At 61.2% G+C, this 21,288-nt stretch carries 17 protein-coding genes; 1 reads left to right on the top strand and 16 read right to left on the bottom strand.

The window, feature by feature from the left end; genetic code table 11:
- Positions 1-29 precede the first annotated feature (29 nt).
- The 16 genes from E3Z29_RS05035 to E3Z29_RS29570 all read right to left on the bottom strand — a co-directional run bounded on the left by E3Z29_RS05035 (position 30) and on the right by E3Z29_RS29570 (position 18,377).
- The gene (locus E3Z29_RS05035; RefSeq protein WP_134785283.1) at positions 30-1,184 is read right to left on the bottom strand and encodes a glycosyltransferase family 4 protein; all 1,155 of its coding nucleotides are present in this window, start codon (positions 1,182-1,184) and stop codon (positions 30-32) included.
- On the bottom strand, positions 1,181-2,617 hold the full coding sequence (locus E3Z29_RS05030; RefSeq protein ID WP_134785282.1) for a PIG-L family deacetylase: 1,437 nt from the start codon (positions 2,615-2,617) through the stop codon (positions 1,181-1,183). The genes E3Z29_RS05035 and E3Z29_RS05030 overlap by 4 nt, the downstream gene beginning before the upstream one ends.
- Positions 2,618-2,625: 8 nt before the next feature.
- The gene (locus E3Z29_RS05025) at positions 2,626-3,522 is read right to left on the bottom strand and encodes an antimicrobial resistance protein Mig-14 (protein WP_098966896.1); all 897 of its coding nucleotides are present in this window, start codon (positions 3,520-3,522) and stop codon (positions 2,626-2,628) included.
- On the bottom strand, positions 3,522-4,652 hold the full coding sequence (locus E3Z29_RS05020) for a glycosyltransferase (RefSeq protein ID WP_027611372.1): 1,131 nt from the start codon (positions 4,650-4,652) through the stop codon (positions 3,522-3,524). The genes E3Z29_RS05025 and E3Z29_RS05020 overlap by 1 nt, the downstream gene beginning before the upstream one ends.
- Positions 4,636-6,393 carry a carbamoyltransferase gene (locus tag E3Z29_RS05015; protein ID WP_007967355.1) on the bottom strand — a complete coding sequence of 586 codons (1,758 nt, stop codon included), beginning with the start codon at positions 6,391-6,393 and terminating at the stop codon, positions 4,636-4,638. Before E3Z29_RS05015 ends, E3Z29_RS05020 begins: the two co-directional genes overlap by 17 nt.
- A 225-nt stretch (positions 6,394-6,618) precedes the next feature.
- Complete coding sequence (locus E3Z29_RS05010; protein ID WP_134785281.1) at positions 6,619-7,473, bottom strand: DUF3800 domain-containing protein; 855 nt, start codon at positions 7,471-7,473, stop codon at positions 6,619-6,621.
- A 6-nt stretch (positions 7,474-7,479) separates the two neighbouring features.
- Entirely contained in the window at positions 7,480-7,815 is a 336-nt protein-coding gene (locus E3Z29_RS05005) for a YceK/YidQ family lipoprotein (protein ID WP_134785280.1), read from the bottom strand.
- A gap of 213 nt (positions 7,816-8,028) precedes the next feature.
- A complete protein-coding gene (locus E3Z29_RS05000; protein WP_134785279.1) occupies positions 8,029-9,480 on the bottom strand; it encodes a lipopolysaccharide kinase InaA family protein in 1,452 nt (483 codons plus the stop codon).
- Entirely contained in the window at positions 9,480-10,232 is a 753-nt protein-coding gene (locus E3Z29_RS04995; RefSeq protein WP_134785278.1) for a lipopolysaccharide kinase InaA family protein, read from the bottom strand. Before E3Z29_RS04995 ends, E3Z29_RS05000 begins: the two co-directional genes overlap by 1 nt.
- Positions 10,229-10,963, bottom strand: a complete 735-nt coding sequence (locus E3Z29_RS04990) for a lipopolysaccharide kinase InaA family protein (RefSeq protein WP_097087069.1) — start codon at positions 10,961-10,963, stop codon at positions 10,229-10,231. Before E3Z29_RS04990 ends, E3Z29_RS04995 begins: the two co-directional genes overlap by 4 nt.
- Complete coding sequence (gene rfaP, locus E3Z29_RS04985) at positions 10,963-11,769, bottom strand: lipopolysaccharide core heptose(I) kinase RfaP (RefSeq protein WP_098966890.1); 807 nt, start codon at positions 11,767-11,769, stop codon at positions 10,963-10,965. The genes E3Z29_RS04990 and rfaP overlap by 1 nt, the downstream gene beginning before the upstream one ends.
- Entirely contained in the window at positions 11,770-12,891 is a 1,122-nt protein-coding gene (locus tag E3Z29_RS04980; RefSeq protein ID WP_134785277.1) for a glycosyltransferase family 4 protein, read from the bottom strand.
- Complete coding sequence (gene waaC / locus E3Z29_RS04975) at positions 12,891-13,952, bottom strand: lipopolysaccharide heptosyltransferase I (RefSeq protein WP_134785276.1); 1,062 nt, start codon at positions 13,950-13,952, stop codon at positions 12,891-12,893. Before waaC ends, E3Z29_RS04980 begins: the two co-directional genes overlap by 1 nt.
- A 1-nt stretch (position 13,953) precedes the next feature.
- Positions 13,954-14,988, bottom strand: coding sequence for a lipopolysaccharide heptosyltransferase II (gene waaF / locus E3Z29_RS04970; RefSeq protein WP_134785275.1), 1,035 nt, complete (start codon positions 14,986-14,988; stop codon positions 13,954-13,956).
- Positions 14,989-15,315: 327 nt separating this feature from the next.
- Positions 15,316-18,255, bottom strand: a complete 2,940-nt coding sequence (glnE, locus tag E3Z29_RS04960; protein ID WP_134785273.1) for a bifunctional [glutamate--ammonia ligase]-adenylyl-L-tyrosine phosphorylase/[glutamate--ammonia-ligase] adenylyltransferase — start codon at positions 18,253-18,255, stop codon at positions 15,316-15,318.
- The gene (locus E3Z29_RS29570; RefSeq protein WP_256198919.1) at positions 18,252-18,377 is read right to left on the bottom strand and encodes a hypothetical protein; all 126 of its coding nucleotides are present in this window, start codon (positions 18,375-18,377) and stop codon (positions 18,252-18,254) included. Before E3Z29_RS29570 ends, glnE begins: the two co-directional genes overlap by 4 nt.
- A gap of 262 nt (positions 18,378-18,639) precedes the next feature.
- Here E3Z29_RS29570 and aceE point away from each other — a divergent pair, with 262 nt between their 5' ends.
- Positions 18,640-21,285, top strand: a complete 2,646-nt coding sequence (gene aceE, locus E3Z29_RS04955) for a pyruvate dehydrogenase (acetyl-transferring), homodimeric type (RefSeq protein WP_003220999.1) — start codon at positions 18,640-18,642, stop codon at positions 21,283-21,285.
- Positions 21,286-21,288: the final 3 nt, after the last annotated feature.

The following is a 21,288-nucleotide window of genomic DNA, read 5'->3' as shown; positions in this document are numbered from 1 at the left end:
TCTTTCTTCGCTCACGGTTTTCTCTTCGCTCACGGCTGTTCCTTGCGGGCCTGCTCCAGGCCGGAGTCGATCAGGTCCAGGTATTCCTGACGGAACACCTCGATGTCGTGTTGTTCCTGCAGATAACGGTAGGCCTGTTCGCCCTTGGCCTTGAGCTCGTCGTCCGACAGCGCCAGATAATTATCCAGCGCGGCGACCAGACTCGGCACGTCCTTGGGCGTGATCGCCAGACCACCGGCACCTTCGATCAGCGGCAACATCGCCGGCACGTTCGAAGCGATCACCGGCAAATGGCCGCTCATGCCTTCGAGCAAGGCCAGACCCAGGCCTTCGGCCAGCGACGGCATGGTCCAGATGTCGAACGCACGCACGTATTGCAGAGCGTTTTCCTTGAAGCCCAACAGGTGCGCGCGACCGATCAGGCCCAACTGTTCGATCTCGGCCGCCAGCGGCGCTTGCAGGCGCCCGGCACCGATGATTGCCAGTTGAGTGTTCGGGTATTTGTCCTTCAGTGCGGCGAAGGCCTGCAACAGATAGGTGTGGCCCTTGACCGACACCAGCCGTCCCAACGCACCGATCAAACGCACATTCGGGTCGAGGCCCAACAGCTCACGAGCTTTTTCGCGGCTGTGTTGCAAGCCCTCGGCCTGCTCGATGTCGATGGCATTGGTGATGGCGTAGGTGTTCTGGTCGGTAAAGCCGCAATCGCAATCGAGCAGGTACTGTTTGACCGCTGGCGACACACCGACGAAGCGCCAGTGCCGATCGATCAGACGCTGGGTCTGACGACGCCGGTAAAAGCGATCGTACTCACCGAAACCATGGGAGATGCCAATGCACAGCGGCACCTTCAACCAGCGGTTGAGCGCGAGCATCATGTTCACCGGTTTGAAGCGGTTGCAGATCACCACGTCGAACTTTTCCCGGCGGCAGAACTTGTACAACTGCCACATCGCCCGCAGGCGCATGCCCTTGAGCGACTTGTCGGAAAACTCGAAGTACACCGAATGGTCGGCCCGGCTCACCGGCTCGCCCGGCCCCGGTTTGCCGCGCAGGAAAGCGGCGGTGATCTCATAGCGCTCGCTCGGCAATGCCTTGACGATCTGCTCGGCGAGGTCGGCAAAGTCATGGGCTTTGACGTTGTAGTCGGGTTGCAGCTGCAACACCTTGAACCGTTGACTCATGACTCTCCCCGCTGGACGCCTGTCTCACCGTGCTTCAGTAGCCAGAACAACTCCTGGCGCCTGACTGCTTTTCGAAAAAATTCGTTTTCGCCGTACACCGACCCAGCCCGCCCGGCGAGCACACGCTGGATAACCCGGCGCAGGCGACGCTTGAACGGTGCCGGCGGCTGCAGGTCATGCATCATGCCCAGCGCCATGGCCTTGTCCCGTTGCAACTCGATGGACAGCGGCAGGCACAGCGGCTGCATCGGCACCGCCGAATCGAAGGCCGGCGGCAAGGCAATGCCCTGCCCGGTGTTGCCCATCGGCCAGCGGTCGTTGTCGTGCAAGTGGTTGGCGTAACCGAGCAGCGTCGGCTGCCAGTCGAGGCCTTGGAGCGCCTGCAAAACCGCTTGCTGGGCGCAGATATGGTCAGGGTGCGGATCGAGGGTCGGGTGCGGCAGCACGATCACCTCCGGACGCGCGCGCAACAGCACTTCACGCAGGTCGGCCAGCAGGTTGTTCCAGCTCGGCGCGCCATCGGCATCGCCCGGCAGAGTGAACGGATTCAACTGACGAAACAGTCGCGTGTCGTTCAGGTCGGCTTCGCGCGAGCCCACCGCCTGATTCGGCGCGGCCTGCATCGCCGCCAGTTGCAGGCAGAAGTAACCGAGTTGCACGCAGTGTTCCTGCGGCACACCGGCCCAACGCGGCACGGCGAGGCTGTCCCAGGCACGCAGACGGCCCTTGAGCCGCGCGGCCTCGACCTTGTTCATGCCCATCTGTTGATAGTGTTCGGCTTCGATCTCACCCGCGGTCAGGGTGACGATCCAGGCTTCGTCGGCCTGGCTATACAAGCCATAGGCGGCCAGCTCGGCATCGTCGGCGTGCGGGGCGATCACCATCACCCGCTGACGGCGGTAGTCTGGTTGCTCCAGCGCCCACAGCACCGGCTCGCCAAAGACCCGGCAAAAGCGCCCGCGCAAGCGCAACTGACTTTGCGCCAAGGCTTGCGCCTGACCGCTGAGGTTCAGGTAACGCAGGCCATTGACCCCGCGCTCGAAGGTTTGCGCATCCGGATGCGTCCCGCCGAGCAGTTCGACGCGCGGATCAAAGAAGCGTCCCAGCCAGGTGCTTTTGACCTTTACCGCGAGGATCAACGTCGCTTCGTCGACCAGCATCACACCTTCATCCAGGCGCAATTGCTCGCCGTTCAGATGGACCTTTGGCTGCGGTGTGAACGGCGGAAAGCTGTACTGGTAATCGTCTTTCGGCGAATAGAACAGGTGATCGGCAAACCACGCTTCATGGGCGATCCAGCCAACCACCGCGAGCACCAGCGGCAACCACCACGCGACCAGCACACCGAGCGCGATCAACACGATCAGGGCGATCAGCAAGGTAATGCGTTTATTGCGACGATGACGCTTGAGCAGTTGCTGTTTGCGGCTCATGGGCTGACTCATACGGTGAACACCGGCACAGGATTGCACCAGCGATCCTTGTATTCACGGTCGGCGCGACCGAAGGAAAACCGCAGCGGCTTGTTCAGGGCGCGCGCATGTTCCCAGGCGCTTTGCGTATTGAGGAAGCTCAACACGCTGCCGGGGCTGAATTCGCGGGTTTCGGGATCGACGCCACCGTTGATGTACTCGACGCTGATCCACTCCGGGGCTTCGACGCGGTACACCAGTTGAATGGCGATCGGCGCATCATTGAGGAAGATCACCGAGCCGATCAGCAGTTCGCGCAGCAGCTCGATGACCTCGGCCATGCGCGCCGCACCGGTGGCCGGAAAGCCCCAGCGGCGCTGAAACAGATCACAGTAGATCGCCGCCAGTTCGGCACTGGAGAACTCGGCAACCGGACGCACCACGCCACCCGCCTCCTCCAGCAGGCGCAGTTCGCGGCGCTGGTTGTAGCGGAACTTCTTCGACAGTTCTTCGGGGGTGCGGGCCATGGCCAGTTGTTCGGTCTGCAACTTGAGGCCGCTGAAGCGGTTTTCGTTGAGCGCCGACAGATAGCGTGCGCGATGGCGCAGGGGTGCCTGGGCATCGACCGCGGCCGGCAGGATCAGCTCGGCATTGCCGAGGTCGAACAGGCCTTTCTTGCCGTTGCGCTTGAGCACGTCCTTGGACAGGGCCAGGTCGCGGCCCCAGGTCGGGATTGCCGCTTTGACTTCACCGTCCTGCTCCCAGGCCAGATAGCGCACCGGGATGCCGGCCAGATCAGCCAGACGCTCGACGACCAGTGGATGTGTCGCGACGCTGCCGCCAAATCGCTGCCAGACGGTGGCATAGGTGGAGGCGTCAACGGGCGACCAGCCACGTTCGCGCCAGCCTTGAAATCGGTTGAGCATCAGCCCCTCGGTGCCAGATCGGTAACTTGCGGCAGACGCCAGAAGGTGTCGCGCACCGCACGGTCGGAGAAACGCTCACGCAGGCGATCGAGCATCAGCTCGGCGCACTGCCGGCGTTGCTGATCATCCATACCGGCCAAATGTTGCAGGCCTTGTGCAAGGTGTTCGGCATCGCCCAGCGGGAACAGAATCCCCACGCCTTCGACCACTTCCTTGGCCCCGCCACAGGCCGTGGCGAGCAACGGCACGCCGGCGGCCATGGCTTCGAGCAGCACCATGCCGAACGGTTCGTGATCGGAGCTCAGGGCAAACACGTCGAAGGCGCGGAAGTAATTGCGCGCGTCCGGCACCTGGCCGAGAAACAGCACCCGGTCACCGATGCCCAGTTCGCGCGCCAGCTCCTTGAGGTCCTGTTCCAGACGGCCCTTGCCGAGAATCACCAGCTGACTGTTGCCCGGCAGACCGGGCAATGCCGCGGCAAAACCGTGCAGCAACGTCGCCTGATCCTTGTCCGGGTGCAGCCGTCCGACGTTGCCGACAATGAACGCATCCGCCGCCAGCCCCAGGGTCTCGCGCGCTTCGCGGGCTGACACCTGACTGGCCTGCAAGGCCGGCACATCGATGCGGTTGTACAAGGTCTGGATGCGAGTGGACGGCCATTTCGGCAGGCAGCGCCGCATGTCGTCGCGCACGGCATCGGAGACACCGAGCAGGCTCAGACGCTTGCGGAAAATATGCGCGAACAGCTTGCGCGTGCCGCGTTTGTAATCGTCAAACGCGTGGTGCACGCCAATCACCGGCAGCGACGTGCCGAGCAAGGCGATGTAGATCGGCTTGAAGCGATGGGCGATGCAAAAACTGAAATTGCGTGAAGCGGCGATCTTGCGCAGATCACCGATGGCGCCCAGCTTCAGGCCACGAATGGCCTTGGAGCTGTATTCCATGAACAACACTTCATCGGAAGCACACGCTGCAGCCACCTCGCTATCGGCGGCCCCGGTCAGAAAGACCGTGGTCACCCGATAACCGGTGCCCGCGAACAGGCTGGCGTACTGCCGTGCGCAGTCGAGGAACGGCCCGTCATAGCCGTGACAGAACTGCAGCACATGGCGTTCAGCCGAGCGAGTCATAAGCGTTTGCGCCCTCTTTGACCACCAGAATGTCTTCCATGATCAGGTACTGCAGATCGGAGCCGAAGAACATGTTCAGGGCGTCGGTCGGCGAGCAGATCATCGGTTCACCACGACGGTTCAGCGAAGTGTTCAGCGACACGCCGTTGCCGGTGAGGTTTTCCAGCGCCTTCATCATGTCGTAGTAGCGCGGGTTGTATTCGCGCTTGAGGACCTGGGCACGGGAAGTGCCGTCTTCGTGGACGACTTCCGGCACGCGGGTCTTCCACTCTTCCGCCACTTCGAAAGTGAAGGTCATGAACGGCGCCGGGTGATCGATCTTGATCATCTGCGGTGCAACGGTGTCGAGCATCGACGGGCAGAAAGGCCTCCAGCGCTCGCGGAACTTGATCTGGTGGTTGATCCGGTCAGCCACACCGGCCACGCTCGGGCAACCGATGATCGAACGACCACCGAGCGCACGCGGACCGAATTCCATGCGGCCCTGGAACCAGGCCACCGGGTTACCATCGACCATGATTTTGGCGATCTGCTCCGGCATGTTGTCGAGCTTGCGCCAGGTCGGCTTGTTCTCGTGACGGGCGCACGCGGCGATCACGTCTTCGTTGCTGTACGACGGGCCGAGGTAGACGTGTTCCATCTTCTCGACCGGCACGCCACGGGCGTGAGACACATAGGCCGCTGCGCCCACCGCGGTGCCGGCATCGCCGGACGCCGGTTGCACGAACAGTTCCTTGATGTCATCGCGGGCGATGATTTTCTGGTTCAGCTTGACGTTCAACGCGCAGCCACCGGCGAAGGCCAGCTTGCCGGTTTCCTTGAGCACGTCGCCCAGGTAGTAGTCGATCATCTGCAACGCCAGTTTCTCGAACAGCGCTTGCATGCTCGCGGCGTAGTGGATGTACGGCTCGTCGGCGATGTCGCCCTCACGCTTCGGACCCAGCCACTCGATCAGCTTCGGCGAGAAGTAGAAGCCTTTACCCTTCTCTTTGTAGCGACGCAGGCCGATCACGTTGGCGTAGTCGGTGTTGATCACCAGCTCGCCGTTCTCGAACGAGGCCAGGCGCGAGAAGTCATATTTGCTGGCGTCGCCGTACGGCGCCATGCCCATGACCTTGAACTCACCGTCGAGCATCTCGAAACCGAGGAACTCGGTGATCGCGCCGTACAGGCCGCCGAGGGAGTCCGGATCGAAGAATTCCTTGATCTTGTGGATCTTGCCGTTTTCGCCATAACCGAAGAAGGTCGTGGCGTACTCGCCCTTGCCGTCGATGCCGAGGATCGCGGTTTTCTCTTTGAAACCCGAGCAGTGGTAGGCGCTGGAGGCGTGAGCGAGGTGGTGCTCGACCGGCTCGATCTTGATCTTCTTCGGATCAAAACCCAGCTGCTCCAGGCACCAGACGATCTTGTTGCGATAGCGCTTGTAGCGACGGTTGCCCATCAGGATCGCATCGAGGGCGCGATCCGGTGCGTACCAGTAACGCTTGGCATAGTGCCAGCGGGCCTTGCCGAACAGGCTGATCGGGGCGAACGGAATCGCCACCACGTCAACGTCGGACGGCTTGATACCGGCCTGTTCCAGGCAGAACTTCGCCGATTCGTAGGGCATGCGGTTCTTTGCATGCTTATCGCGGACGAAGCGCTCTTCTTCAGCCGCCGCCACCAGCTTGCCGTCGATGTACAAGGCGGCTGAAGGGTCATGGCTAAGGGCGCCGGACAGGCCAAGAATCGTCAATGCCACAGGGTCTAGCCTCTTTAGTCTGCATTCAGGCGCGATGCGCCTTGAAAATTGATGTGCCCTCGCACCGGGCGAGAGACAGCTAAAGGGCGGGATTATAGCGTAAAAGCGCCGACAAGCCTCTAGCGGAACTGGCCGGCCTTTGCGTTGACACTCCCGAGCCTCTCAACATAGACTTCCGTGCAAATGGGCTGGGGGATCCCGGTCGGCGCTAATGCCTCGGTGAGATCACCGGGGCTTTTCGCTTTCTGGGGGAGGGAAAACCTTCAACCCCCAATTCTCGAAACCTTTCCCAACTTTATTCCGCCCACCGCTGCAATAGAACTTGCGCCTGAGCACATCAAACGCGCGATTTTCCTGACCCACCCTCAAAACACTCATGCCGATGGGCCTTGCAACAAGATCAGCCAGCTGCAATCCGGTGGAATTGACTTGTTTTGTGGCGAAGACGATGTCAAACGGCAGTTGAACCCCCAATCGGTTAGACCCGCCACAAACCCTGCGAAACTCCAGCTCAAGCTCGTTATCCTCCCGCTTGCCTCGCCGCTCGAAAATCACATGTGTCAACGCCTTATGTTGAAGCTTTTCCTGCAAAAACTCATGCAGCGTTTCCAGACAGAAGCCGAGAGCCAAGTGGTAGGGGTTGTCCGCAGATGCCTGCTTTGCGCGCAGCAAGGCCTTGTCGATAACGCAACTGATCAGGACAAAATTGATGGCCTCGATAATGCCGGTCAATTCGTCGAGAAAGGCATGCTTGTGCACTCTCGAAGTGAACAGGCTGGAGAACGCTCCTTTTTCTTTTCGAATCTCCAGCTCATGCAGCACGATCAGATCGTGCCCCATATGGTTGAACTTGAATTTCTGGACAGTCGGAATGACCTTTTCGCAGTAATGCCTTTTGTGAAAGACGCAAAAAGCAAGCACGAATATCGGGTAATAGGGATCCAGCTTCTGCATCCCTTGATCACCGCTTTCATCAACATAGACGATGTAGTCGCTGTATCTCCCGGACGGATACAAGAGCGCTGCCGCTTCAACAATTGCTTGCGACTCGCTCTGGTTTTCAAACAGAGAAAATTGCAAAAAAAGTTACCCGCGATCTGTTCGCCAATAGATGCCGATATTGCCATCCACGACCTGTTGATAAATCGTATACGGCAACACCACCGTATCCAGCACCCCGGACAACGGCAGGTCCAGCAGCACAAATGGCAGCAGCACACCGGTAGGGTCAGGCGGGGCATTCAGTACGCAGAAATCGAACGCCAGCCCGCTGTAGATCCGTGGAATCGATTGGCAGTAGGTTTTCTGTTTGCGCATGTCGCGGGCGACGTCAGCGTCCATTTGCAGAACCGAGGCGGCGGTGCCGCAGCCGGATAAAAGCCATGCGCAGGTGCTGAGTGTTAAAGCGTTTTTGATGGTCAAGTCTTGCCCTCCGAAGTGGTCAGGGCAAGCTAGCATCGGGGCTGGAGCGGGCACAGTTCATGGCTTCTGGAGAAGCTGTAGGACAAGTCAGTGGTGTTTGTCCGCTATTGCTCAACGGGAGTTTTCTGGGGCTTTAAAGCCCTGTTGCGAGCAGGCTCACTCCTACAGGGGAATGCTATCCCATGTGGGAGTGAGCTTGCTGGCGAAGGCGGCTCAGGCCGCGCTGGAGATGTCCTTGGGCAATCGCTGATCGATCACCTGATACAGCGCGCTGCTCTCGGGCCAGTTGCGCATGAACCGTGCCCGATCCCGCGCATAAGCCGCTGCGAAACTTCCGACAGAGCTGTGCTGACACATCGAATCCAGATCGATCAACGCCCAGCGATCTTCCTGCCAGAACAGGTTATGCCCCTTGAAATCGCCATGGCTGATGCGCTCGGCGATCAACCGTGCGAACAGTCGATCCAGCGCCTGCAACTCGGATTCCGGCGCCGCACCGCTTTCAACATACGGCGCAAAGTGTTCGATGATGTCCGGCCCCGACAGGAACTCAGTCACCAGATAGGCGCGGCTGCGCAGCCACAAAAAACGCTTTTCCAGCACCGCCAGCGGTTTCGGCGTGGCGATGCCGAGGAACGCCAGGCGATTGCCTTCACGCCACGAATGCCACGCGCGGCTCGGGCGCCAGAAGCGCTTGAGCCAGTGCGCAAAGCCTTTGATGTTGTAGCGCTTGATCACCAACGTACGCCCGGCCACTTCGACCTTGCCGACGCTCGCCGCGCCGCCGGTCTTGTACAGATGGCCCTGATCGAGCAATGCATCGGCCCGATCCAGCACCGGGAGCATCGCCGCTTCTTCCTCGCGACGGATCGCCCGCAGACCGAACGCACCGCGCTGCACACTGAACAACGTGCACTCGCGGCCCACCTTGATCAGATAATCCTTCAGGCGCCAGGCGCGGACCTTGGCGATCTGCTTCTGCAAGGCTTCCAGCGGCAACGCGTGCTCGCTGTTGCTCAGCAGGTAATACACCAGCAATTCTTCGGTGAACGGCTCCAGTGACTTGGGCAACTGGGCGAAAAACACCCCGAGGTTTTCCAGCACTTTCTGCCGCGACAGCGGCTGGCCAGCGGTCTCGGCACAAATCCCGGCACCATCGATCAGGTACAGCTGACCGCCTTGGCGCAGCAGGTTGTCGAGGTGCAGATCTTCCTGCCACAGGCCTTTGCCATGCAGTTGACCGATAGCGCCCAGCGCCTCGGCGAGTACCGCCGATTGCTCGTCCGCCAGTGCCGGCAGCGATTCGACTTTCTGCCAGGCATCACCGAGGCTTTCGGCACCTTCGAGGAACTCGAACAGCAGCCAGCCGCCCTCGCCATCCTTCAGGCCATCAGCCAACAACAGCGGCGTGGTCAGACCTTGTTCGGCGAGCAACTTGACGCCCGCCAGTTCGCGCTGAAAATGCCGCGCAGCCTTGCTGCCCACCAGCAATTTGGCCAGCACCGGCCGGCCGCGCCACACCCCTGCACCGACATAGCGCTGCCCCGGCAACACCCGCAGCAGACTGAGCAACTGCAGATCCGCAGGACCGGCCGCATCAGCGAGGCTGATCGTCAGCGGCAGACTCGGCGTACGTCCGGCGTTTTTCAGTTCGGACAACTGCATCAACGGGTCTCCTTGCGACTGCGCCGTGCAGTCAGGCGCGTCACCCAGCTGTCGACCAGCGAACTGTCGACTGGCTGATCGAGATAGGCCGCGAGCAACTCGCGCAATTGCGCTTCGCTCCATTCCGGGGCGCGACGCAGTAGCGGCTCCAGATCCTTGACCCGGTCGCGCATGCCGAACAGCAAGGGCCGGGTCTTTTCCAGGTCGATCAGTTGCGCCCGATAGGCGTCGCCATCAGCCTGCAAAAAGATGTGTTTTGGATAAAAGCAGCCGTGCACCTGACGCACGCCGTGCAGCTGGCGCGCCAGTTGTCCACAGGCCTGGAGAATGGCCGATTGCTGCGCGGCGGTCAGGTCGGACCAGCGTTGCAACAGCGAATCAAGGTCGTCCCAGCCGTCGAGGGCACGGGTCAGCAGGATCGCCTGGACTTCGCCCTTGACCTTGCGCTCACCGAAGAACGCAGCCTGTAGCGCCGGAATCCCCAGCTTGTTGTAGCGGCTAATGTTACGAAACTCGCGGGCGAAACTCGGCTCGCCGAACGGCGCGTGCAGGGTGCGGGTCAGGTAGTTGCTCTGGCGCTTGAGGTAGTAGGCCTGCCCTTCCAGCTCCAGGCGAAACACGCTGCTCCAGCCACCGCCATCGGTGTTCGGTTCGTCCACGGCTTCGAGCTGTTTGGCCCAGAGCGCGTCGAAAGTGCCGAGGCCATGACGCTCAAGCAGCGCCCGGTCTTCAGCGGCCAGGAAATCAGTCATTCGCGTCCCTCGAAAAATCTCACCACATGGCGAATCCGTTTCTTGTCGGCGGCATTCAGCCGATCACGTCCGCGGTATTGCAGGTAGAAGCGCAGGCGCTGGGTGTTCGACAGGTGATACTTGGCCACCTTGTCGAGACAGGCCAGATCCTTGGTGATCCGGTATTTGAGCCAGAAGCCGCGCCAGAAATCGCCGTTCGGGCAGTCGATCAGAAACAGCTGCGCCTGATCGTCGATCAGCAGGTTGCGCCATTTCAGATCGTTATGGGTAAAGCGGTGGTCGTGCATGGTTCGGGTGTAGCCGGCCAGTTGCCGGCTGATGCCATCGACCCACAGACGATCCTTGAGTTTCGGATCGTTGCGTTCGGCCAGCGCCGACAGGTCTTCGGTGCGCGGCAGCTCGCGGGTGATCATGGCGCCACGGGCATAGGCCGCGCCACGTCGCTCCAGACCCCAGGCCACCACTTCGGCGGTGGGAATGCCCCATTTGGCGAAGCGTTTGAGGTTCTGCCACTCCATCTTCACCCGTGGCTTACCCAGGTAACGGCGCAAGCCTTTACCGGCGCCGACGTAGCGTTTGACGTAGTAATTCACGCCGTTGCGCTGCACGCGAATGACTTCGGACAGCGGATCACGGGTCAGACGTTCGCCCTGCAGGGCAAACACCGCTTCGAGGCTGCCGAAATCTTCGGCCAGTTCGCTGTATTGCGGTTCAAGCGTCCAACCCGCCATCAGAGCGCATCCCCGTAACGCTGTTTGCGCGCATAGAGCTTGTTGGCCTTGCCCTCGAGCCAGCTCAGCAACGGCGCTTCTTCGGCGAGGATCTGCCGTAGCGGCTGCTGGAAGTAGCCTTTGAGGAAACGCAGCTTGTCGCGTCGGGTCAGGCCGATGTCCAGTGCCGAGAAATACAGCGCGGCCAGATCCTTGTTGCGCCAGCGTTGAGTGATCCGAGGACGGGTCTGGGCGCGGTGCAGGTCGATCACCGAGAGTTTGAAATCGTCCGGGGTGATCGGCTTGTCGGTGTGCAGCAGAAAGTGGCAGATGTAGCAGTCGCGGTGGTTGACCCCGGCGCGGTGCATCATGCCGGTCATGCGCGCCACTTCAGCGATCAGCGCGCGCTTGAGTTTCGGCTGCGGCGGGTTCTTGACCCAATCGATGCTGAAGTCTTCGAGGCTGATGGTCGGCGCCAGCTCTTCGGTGACGATGAACGAATGCTGATCCGCCGGGTTGCTGCCCTTCTCGCCATAAGCCACGGCGGTCATGGTCGGCACACCGACTTCCTGCAGACGCTGGATTGCCTTCCACTCCTGACCTGCGCCAAGCACCGGCAGCTTGGCGGTCAGCAGGTTCTTGAAAATCTCGCCCCAGCCGATGCCCCGGTGGATCTTGACGAAAAATCCGTTGCCGTCGACTTCCGTGCGCAGAGTCCGTCGAGCTTCCAGCTCGCGGTAGACCTCGCCCTGCAAGCCTTCGACTTCGGCGAACGGGTCGCGCCCGGCCCAAAGGCTCTTGAACGGTTCAGCCAGCATCAACTTCATTTAAGCGTGCTCCGCCAGAATCACATCGGCCGCGTGCTGCGGCATGCTGTAGAGGTCGGCCGTCTCGGCAAAGGCCAGACCATTGCGGCTCCAGGCCGCGCGTGCAGCGTCGTCATTCAACATGTCAGTCAGGTACTGCGTCAGTTGCGCCTGATCGAACGGCTCGTCCAGCACTCGCCCGGCGTCCGCCTCGGCGATGTAATGGGCGTAACCGCAGACCGCGCTGACCAGCACCGGCAACCCGGCGACCAGCGCTTCGAGCAATACGGTGCCGGTGTTTTCGTTGTACGCCGGGTGGATCAACAGGTCGGCGCCAAGCAGGAAGCGCGGGATATCGCTGCGACCCTTGAGGAAGGTCACGTTGTCGCCCAGGCCCAAAGTCGTACTCTGCATCTGGAACAATTTGGGGTCATCCTGGCCGATTACAAACAGCCGGGTGCGTTTCTTCAGCTCGGCGGGCAATGCGGCCAGTGCCTTGAGGCTGCGATCGACGCCCTTGGTCTTGAACCCGGAACCGATCTGCACCAGCAGCAGTTCATCGTCCTTGAGGCTGAATTCGGCGCGGAAACCGGCGCGAATCTGGTCGGCATCCACCGGCCGGCGACGATCCTGGGCGATACCCGGCGGCAGCAGGTGGAAGCGCTCCAGCGGCGTGTCGTAGTGTTTGATGAACAGCGGCTGCTGCACTTCGGAAATCATCAGCACTTCGGTTTTCGCGTCTTTGGCGAACACCGCGCGCTCGTACTCGGCGAAGTGGCGGTAGCGGCCCCAGCGGCGGTACAGCGAATGGCGCAGGTTCTGCGCCTTGTCTTCGAAGCAGCCATCGGCGGCGTAGTAGACGTCCAGCCCCGGCATCTTGTTGAAGCCGATCAGGCGGTCCACCGGACGCTTTGCCAGATCCGCCTCCATCCACGCGCTGAGCTTCTCGTTGCGCCGATGGTTGAAGAACGCCTTGACCGGCGCCACCAGCACTTCGAAACCGGGCGGCACGTCGCCTTCCCAGATCAGCGTATAGACACGGATCTGATGGCCGCGCTTCTGGCATTCGAGGGCGATGCGCATGAAGTCGCGCTGCAAGCCACCGAACGGGAAATATTTGTACAGAACAAAAGCCAATTGCATCAGCGCAGCTCCTCAGCCATTAACAACGTGCTCAGTCGGCTGGCGACACGCTCGGGATTCAGACGCGTGAAGCACAGGGGCTGCTCGCGTTTCAGGTCAAACTGACGGGCATCCTGCGCGGTCGGTTGGTAAGTGCATTTCTTTTGCAGGCAAGGGGCGCAGGGGAAATCACTGGCCATGTGAATCTGCACCTTGCCGTAGGCGCCGGTCAGGCCCGGGTTGGTCGGGCCGAACAGGGAAATCGTCGGCACATCCAGCGCGGCTGCGAGGTGACCGAGACCGGTGTCCACCGCGACGCAAGCCTGGGCGCCGGCCAGCACTTTGCCGACCCCGGCCAGATTCAGCCTCGGTAGCACTTCGGCGTGCTTGAAACCGGCGGCAATCCGTTCGGCACGGGCCTTCTCCAGCGGGTTGCCCCACGGCAGCTTGACCCCGACACCCAGATAGCCGACGCGTTCGGTCAGCTCGCGCCAGTAGGCTTCCGGCCAGTGCTTGGTGTCCCACGTGGTGCCGTGCAGGAACACCACGAACGCGCTCTTGCGCGGCAATTCCACCAGACGCTCGACGTTGAGGCCGTAGTCGCCCAACCCTTTGGGCAGGTCATAACCAAGGGCGATGGCGAACAGCTGACGCACCCGTTCGACCGCATGCTGCCCACGGGCCACCGCCAGTTTGCGGTCATAGAAACGTGCAGCGATCGGCTCACGCGCCGAGCCTTTGTCGAGGCCGGCCACCGGGGCCTTGACGTAGCGCGTCAGCCAGGCGCTTTTCAGCAGGCCCTGAGCGTCGATCACCAGATCGTATTTGCTGGCACGCACGCTTTGCTTGAAGCGCTTCCACTCGCCACTCTTGATGGTCTGCCAGAGGTTCTTGCGCCAGCGACGGATCGCCACGGGAATCACCTTGCCGACGGCCGGGTGCCAGGTCGGGATCTCGGCGAAGCCTTCTTCCACCACCCAGTCGAACTTGATCCCGGGGATGGCCCGGGCCGCGTCGGTCAGCGCCGGCAACGCGTGAATCACGTCGCCCAGCGATGAAGTCTTGATCAGCAATACCCGCAACTTAATGAACCTCGACCACGGAGCCCTGCAGTTTCTGCAAGGCATCGTTGACCGCGTCCGGCATCAACTGGCGCAGGCAGTTGTAATGGCCGAACCGGCAGGTACGGTCAAAGCACGGACTGCAATCGAGACCCAACCGAACAATTTCGACGTGCTCGGCCAGCGGCGGGGTGAAGCCCGGCGACGTCGAGCCGTAGACCGCCACCAACGGGCGGTTCAGCGCCGCAGCGACATGCATCAGGCCGGAATCGTTGGACACCACCGAGTCGGCACAGGACAGCAGGTCGATGGCCTCGGCCAGCGAGGTACCGCCGCTGAGGTTGACTGATTCCTCACGCAGGCCGGGAATCAGCCGCGCGCGAATGTCTTCGCCTACCGCGTGGTCGTTTTTCGAGCCGAACAGCCACACCTGCCAGCCTTCGCGAATCCGCGCTTCGGCGACCTTGGCGTAGTGCTCGGACGGCCAGCGCTTGGATTCGCCGAACTCGGCGCCGGGGCACAGGGCCAACACCGGACGGTCCAGAGTCAGGCCGAACTTGGCCAGCGCCGCTTCGCGGGTCACCGGATCGATTTGCAGGCTCGGACGCGGATAAGGCTTTGGCAGCTCGGCGATCGGCTCGTAAGCCAGGGCCATGAAGCGCTCGATCATCAGCGGATAACGTTCTTTATCCAGCGTGCGCACGTCATTGAGCAGGCCGTAGCGGAATTCGCCACGCCAGCCGGTGCGTTGCTTGATGCCGGCGAAGAATGGCACCAGCGCCGACTTCAGCGAATTCGGCAGCAGGATCGCCTGATCGTACTGGCCGGCCAGGGACTTGCCGATTCGCCGGCGAGTGGCCAATTCCAGCGCGCCATGGCCGAGCGGGAAGCTCAAGGCCTTGCGCACTTCGGGCATGCGTTCAAGGATCGGCCGGCTCCACTCGGGGGCCAGCACGTCGATTTCGCATTGCGGGTGGCGCTGCTTGAGACACTGAAACAGTGTCTGCGCCATCACCATGTCACCGACCCAACTGGGCCCAACGATCAGAATATTCATGTGGTTTCCATAAACGAACCGGGGAGGCATTTACGCCTCCCCGCCTCGAGAATTCTACAAACACTGTAGATCTGCTGTGGAAGCGCGCTTGCTCGCGAAAGGGTCTTCACATCCAACATTATTGTCGTCTGATACTCCGCTATCGCGAGCAGGCTCGCTCCCACAGGGTTTTGCATCCGGCCCTTAATCTGCAATCAACGCAAATCCAATGTGGGAGCGGGCTTGCTCGCGAAGGGGCCGTCACATCCTGCATCGAAGGTGACTGACACTGCGCATTCGCGAGCAAGCTCGCTCCCACAAGGTAATCGGTGCTTCAAATATCCGGTTTCAGCTTAGCCCCAACTCTTTCCAGATCCGCAATACCTGCCGGCGCTCCTCGACAAACTGGTCGCCTGCAATCACCCCGGCGTCCTTCTGCAAGGCCTGTCGGTGGGCGGCGGAGCGGTAGGCTTTATAGGCCTCGCGCAACAGGCTGGCATCTTCGGCAGGCATCAGCCCTTCGTGTTCCAGCTCTTCCAGAATGCGGATGTTATCGGTCCAGCGCAGCAATGGCGGGTGGCTTTGCGACCACGCCAGGGCCGCGTATTGCACCATAAATTCAATATCGACGATACCTCCGGCGTCCTGCTTGAGGTCGAACGGCGCCGTGGCCTCGAAGGCATTTGCCGCGGTACCGGCCGCCGTGCTCTTGCTGCCGAGGTTATCGCGCATCTTGGCGCGCATCTCGCTGACTTCCTGTTGCAGCTTCGCCAGATCCCGCGCCTTGCCCAAAACCTGCGCGCGGACTTTCTCGAAGGCCTGGCCGACATCCTGACTGCCGACCAGCACCCGCGCCCGCACCAGGGCCTGATGCTCCCAGGTCCAGGCTTCATTTTCCTGATAGCGCTCAAACGCCCCGAGCGAGCTGACCAACAGCCCCGACGCGCCGGACGGGCGCAAACGCATGTCCACTTCATACAGCTGGCCGGAGTTGGTCTGCGCCGTCAGCAAGTGAATGATCCGCTGCCCCAGCCGGGTGAAGAACTGCGCGCCATCGATGGGCTTCGGCCCGTCGGTTTCCGCCTGCGGATCGCCGTCATGGATGAACACCAAGTCCAGGTCCGAACCATGCCCCAGTTCCAGCCCGCCGACTTTGCCATAACCGACAATGATGAAGCCGGGATCGCACAAACTGCCGTCAGTGCGCAGCGGCGTGCCGTATTTGGCCACCGTCTGACGCCAGGCCAGCGCCAGCACTTGCTCGAGAATCGCTTCGGCGAGCCAGGTCAGGTAATCACTGACTTTCATCAGCGGCAGGCTGCCGGCGATTTCCGAGGCAGCGACGCGCAAACGGTGAGCCAGTTTGAAGTGGCGCAGCGCTTCCATCTGCTGTTCGAGGTCGTCTTCGGGGATCCGCGTCAGGCGCTCGCGCAATTCGGCGGCCAGTTCCGGCGCCAGTGGCGGCTTGAACAGCCGGCCTTCGTTGAGCAATTCATCGAGCAGCAGCGGGAAACGGGTGATCTGCTCGGCGATCCACGGACTGGCCGCACACAGCGTCAGCAAACGCCGCAGGGCGCCGGGGTTTTCCGTCAGCAACACTAAATAAGCCGAACGTCGCGCCACGGCTTCGACCAGTGGCAGCACCCGCTCCAGCACCAGATCCGGGTTGTCATGCTCCACCGCCTGGGCCAGCAGACGCGGGATAAACGCATCAAGACGCTCGCGACCCAGCCGCTGCATCGCGCGCAATTGCGGACTGCCACGCAGGCTCGCCAGCGCTTTCAGGGCCTTGGTCGCATCGGCGAAGCCGCCCTCTTCGAGCTGCCGGCAAGCGGCCTCTTCATCCTGCGCCTCTTCCCACAGCGGCAACCACTCACCGCCGACCACCACTTCGCAGTCGGCGCCCTCTTCTTCATCGGGATCGGCGATCACCTGCGCGAAGTGCCAGGCCACGCGACCGCGCCAGAACATCAGTTTTTCGTGGAAAGCTGCCCAATCGGCAAAACCGAGCATGAACGCGATACGCGCCTGATCCTGAGCGCCGTCCGGCAACATCTGGGTCTGGCGGTCGGCAATCGCCTGGATCGCGTGCTCGGTGTAGCGCAGGAATTCATAGCCTTCGCGCAGCTCGCTGATCACCGCCGGTGGCAGGTAGCCCTGCCCTTCCAGCGTGCTCAGCACCTTTAATAGAGGACGCTGTTGCAGGCTGAGGTCGCGCCCGCCGTGGATCAACTGGAAGGCCTGGGCGATGAACTCGACCTCGCGGATCCCGCCAGAGCCGAGCTTGATGTTGTCGGCCATGCCCTTGCGCCGCACTTCCTGCTGGATCAGCTGCTTCATGGTGCGCAGCGCTTCGATCGCCGAGAAATCCAGATAACGCCGGTAGACGAACGGCCGCAGCATATCGAGCAACTGCGCGCCAGCCGCTTGATCGCCAGCCACCACCCGCGCCTTGATCATCGCGTAGCGTTCCCAGTCGCGGCCCTGATCCTGGTAATACTGTTCCAGCGCATTGAAGCTCAGCACCAGCGCGCCGGATGAACCGTACGGACGCAGGCGCATGTCGACGCGGAACACGAAGCCGTCGACGGTCATCGGATCGAGGGCCTTGATCAGGCGCTGACCGAGACGAATGAAGAATTCCTGATTATCCAGCGCGCGTTTCACGCCGACGGTTTCGCCGCCCTCGGGGTAGGCGAAGATCAGGTCGATGTCCGACGACAGGTTCAGCTCGACCGCGCCGAGCTTGCCCATGCCGAGGATGACCATCTGCTGCGGCAAGCCGCTGCGCCGGCCGGTCGGCGTACCGAACTGCTGGCAATGGCGGCTGTACAGCCATTGGTAGGCTTGGTCGATGGTGGCGTCGGCCATGTCCGACAGGTCGCGACAGGTCTGTACCAGATCAGCCTGGCGGTTCAGGTCACGCCAGATGATCCGCACTTGATGGCGGGCGCGCTGGCGGCGCAGGACGCGCCCGAGTTCGTCTTCGCTTTGCGCGGTGTTCACGGCGGCGGCAATCTGCGCGCACAATTCACCCGGTGCGAACGGCCGATCAAGTTCGCCGGACTGCACCAGTGACAACAACATCAAAGGGTCACGAACGCTCTGTTCAATGACGAAATCGCTGGCGGCACTGACGCGGGCGAATTGCGCCCAGCGTTCCGGGGTCCAGTTGGAGAAGCCGTGATCGTCTTCCAGCGCGGCGACGGCCGTACGGAACGACTGCTCGGATCGAGTGACCAACGGCAGGAGAATGGCGGGGAGTTCAGCGAGCACGGGCAGGGTCATGGTCTATCCTTGATCGGCGTGTAAATGGCCGCTTGTAGTGTTTGATGAAAACCCGCTACGCGAAGGACTGTCGAACAAAAGTTAGAAATAGCTGAAATTTCTTCTTCTTTGGCATCCAGCATCAAACTTTCACCTTTTCCGGATGGTAATCGACCAACCTTAACGATTATTCTCACAACGCAGTCGGAGGCCACAAGCCTTTCCTCTGTAGTTTTACTACTCGTCTATACAGGCGAAAGGCTGAAATGCTCAAAGATTTGTAGTAAAACTACACGCCGCCGGAACAACCTGTCGGCAATCCAAGAATTTTAAATCGTCTGCCCACAAGGCCAGTCGCAAACTCAGGCAACCGATTCTGGAAGCCTTTCCGCCCTGGAGCAAGCCATGCAAGACCTCGATCCCGTCGAAACCCAGGAATGGCTGGACGCCCTGGAATCGGTTCTCGACAAAGAAGGCGAAGACCGTGCTCACTATCTGATGACCCGTATGGGTGAACTGGCGACCCGCAGCGGTTCGCAGCTCCCTTACGCCATCACCACGCCTTACCGCAACACCATCCCGGTAACCCACGAAGCACGCATGCCTGGCGACCTGTTCATGGAACGCCGCATTCGCTCGCTGGTGCGCTGGAACGCAATGGCCATGGTAATGCGTACGAACCTGAAAGATTCTGACCTGGGTGGTCACATCTCCAGCTTCGCTTCCAGTGCGACCCTGTATGACATCGGCTTCAACTATTTCTTCCAGGCCCCGACCGACGAACACGGCGGCGACCTGATCTACTTCCAGGGCCACACCTCGCCAGGCGTTTACGCCCGTGCGTTCATGGAAGGTCGCATCACCGAAGACCAGATGAACAACTTCCGCCAGGAAGTCGACGGTCAGGGCCTGTCGTCCTACCCGCACCCTTGGCTGATGCCTGACTTCTGGCAGTTCCCGACCGTATCCATGGGTCTGGGTCCGATCCAGGCGATCTACCAGGCACGCTTCATGAAGTACCTGGAACACCGCGGCTTCATCCAGCCGGGCAAACAGAAAGTCTGGTGCTTCCTGGGCGACGGCGAGTGCGACGAGCCGGAATCCCTCGGTGCGATCTCCCTGGCCGGCCGCGAGAAGCTGGACAACCTGATCTTCGTCATCAACTGCAACCTGCAGCGCCTCGACGGCCCGGTTCGCGGCAACGGCAAGATCATCCAGGAACTCGAAGGCGTGTTCCGCGGTGCTCAGTGGAACGTGACCAAAGTCATCTGGGGCCGTTTCTGGGACCCACTGCTGGCCAAGGACGTCGACGGCATCCTGCAACGTCGCATGGACGAAGTCATCGACGGCGAGTACCAGAACTACAAAGCCAAAGACGGCGCGTTCGTTCGCGAGCACTTCTTCAACACGCCTGAACTCAAGGCGATGGTTGCCGATCTGTCCGACGACGAGATCTGGAAACTCAACCGCGGCGGCCACGACCCGTACAAGGTCTATGCGGCGTACCACGAAGCGGTCAACCACAAAGAACAACCAACCGTCATCCTGGCCAAGACCATCAAGGGTTATGGCACCGGTGCCGGCGAAGCGAAAAACACTGCGCACAACACCAAGAAAGTCGACGTCGACAGCCTGAAGTTGTTCCGCGACCGCTTCGACATCCCGGTCAAGGACGAAGAGCTGGAGAACCTGCCGTTCTTCAAGCCAGAGCCAAACAGCGCCGAAGCCCGCTACCTGAGCGAGCGCCGTGCTGCACTGGGCGGTTTCGTACCGCAGCGCCGCGCGCAGAGCTTCAGCGTACCGACCCCGGACCTGGACACCCTGAAAGCCATCCTCGATGGTTCGGGCGACCGTGAAATTTCCACCACCATGGCCTTCGTGCGGATCCTCGCGCAACTGGTCAAGGACAAGGAAATCGGCCCGCGCATCGTGCCGATCATCCCGGACGAAGCCCGTACCTTCGGTATGGAAGGCATGTTCCGTCAGTTGGGCATCTACTCCTCCGTCGGCCAGCTCTACGAGCCAGTCGATAAAGACCAGGTGATGTTCTACAAGGAAGACCAGAAAGGTCAGATCCTTGAAGAAGGCATCAACGAAGCAGGCGCCATGAGTTCCTTCATCGCTGCCGGTACTTCGTACTCCAGCCACAACCAGCCGATGCTGCCGTTCTACATCTTCTACTCGATGTTCGGCTTCCAGCGTATCGGTGACCTGGCCTGGGCCGCTGGCGACAGCCGTACCCGTGGCTTCCTGATCGGCGGCACCGCCGGCCGTACCACCCTGAACGGTGAAGGCCTGCAGCACGAAGACGGTCACAGCCACCTGCTGGCCGCGACCATCCCGAACTGCCGCACCTACGATCCGACCTACGGCTACGAGCTGGCGGTGATCATTCAGGACGGCATGAAGAAGATGACCGAAGAGCAACAGGACATCTTCTACTACATCACCGTGATGAACGAGTCGTACCAGCAGCCAGCCATGCCGGCCGGTGCCGAAGAAGGCATCAAGAAAGGCATGTACCTGCTCGAAGAAGACACCCGCGATGCGGCGCATCACGTACAACTGATGGGCTCCGGCACCATCCTGCGTGAAGTGCGTGAAGCGGCGAAGATCCTGCGTGAAGAGTTCAACATCGGCGCCGACGTATGGAGCGTCACCAGCTTCAACGAACTGCGTCGCGACGGCCTGGCCGTTGAGCGCAGCAACCGTCTGAAGCCTGGCCAGAAGCCTAAGCAGAGCTACGTTGAAGAGTGCCTGAGCGGCCGTAAGGGTCCGGTCATCGCTTCTACCGACTACATGAAGCTGTTCGCCGAGCAGATCCGTCAGTGGGTACCGTCCAAGGAATTCAAAGTCCTGGGCACCGACGGTTTCGGCCGCAGCGACAGCCGCAAGAAACTGCGTCATTTCTTCGAAGTCGACCGTCATTTCGTGGTGTTGGCAGCCCTGGAAGCACTGGCTGACCGTGGTGATATCGAACCTAAAGTGGTGGCCGAGGCCATCGTCAAGTTCGGCATCGACCCGGAAAAACGCAACCCACTGGACTGCTGAGGA

The sequence above is a fragment of the Pseudomonas sp. S150 genome (assembly GCF_004526365.1).
In the GTDB taxonomy this organism is placed as follows: Bacteria; Pseudomonadota; Gammaproteobacteria; order Pseudomonadales; family Pseudomonadaceae; genus Aquipseudomonas; species Aquipseudomonas putida_A.
The sequence above is the reverse complement of the archived record's forward strand: the minus strand, read 5'-3'. Positions and strand labels throughout refer to the sequence as shown.

Excerpts from the sequence above, each read along its gene's own strand:
- aceE (WP_003220999.1), top strand. The coding sequence starts at position 18,640 with ATGCAAGACCTCGATCCCGTCGAAACCCAGGAATGGCTGGACGCCCTG.
- glnE (WP_134785273.1), bottom strand. The coding sequence starts at position 18,255 with ATGACCCTGCCCGTGCTCGCTGAACTCCCCGCCATTCTCCTGCCGTTG.
- E3Z29_RS05025 (WP_098966896.1), bottom strand. The coding sequence starts at position 3,522 with ATGCTCAACCGATTTCAAGGCTGGCGCGAACGTGGCTGGTCGCCCGTT.
- E3Z29_RS05020 (WP_027611372.1), bottom strand. The coding sequence starts at position 4,652 with ATGACTCGCTCGGCTGAACGCCATGTGCTGCAGTTCTGTCACGGCTAT.
- E3Z29_RS04995 (WP_134785278.1), bottom strand. The coding sequence starts at position 10,232 with ATGACTGATTTCCTGGCCGCTGAAGACCGGGCGCTGCTTGAGCGTCAT.
- E3Z29_RS05000 (WP_134785279.1), bottom strand. The coding sequence starts at position 9,480 with ATGCAGTTGTCCGAACTGAAAAACGCCGGACGTACGCCGAGTCTGCCG.
- E3Z29_RS04980 (WP_134785277.1), bottom strand. The coding sequence starts at position 12,891 with ATGCAATTGGCTTTTGTTCTGTACAAATATTTCCCGTTCGGTGGCTTG.
- waaF (WP_134785275.1), bottom strand. The coding sequence starts at position 14,988 with ATGAATATTCTGATCGTTGGGCCCAGTTGGGTCGGTGACATGGTGATG.
- E3Z29_RS04990 (WP_097087069.1), bottom strand. The coding sequence starts at position 10,963 with ATGGCGGGTTGGACGCTTGAACCGCAATACAGCGAACTGGCCGAAGAT.
- rfaP (WP_098966890.1), bottom strand. The coding sequence starts at position 11,769 with ATGAAGTTGATGCTGGCTGAACCGTTCAAGAGCCTTTGGGCCGGGCGC.
- E3Z29_RS05035 (WP_134785283.1), bottom strand. The coding sequence starts at position 1,184 with ATGAGTCAACGGTTCAAGGTGTTGCAGCTGCAACCCGACTACAACGTC.
- E3Z29_RS05030 (WP_134785282.1), bottom strand. The coding sequence starts at position 2,617 with ATGAGCCGCAAACAGCAACTGCTCAAGCGTCATCGTCGCAATAAACGC.
- E3Z29_RS29570 (WP_256198919.1), bottom strand. The coding sequence starts at position 18,377 with ATGCTGGATGCCAAAGAAGAAGAAATTTCAGCTATTTCTAACTTTTGT.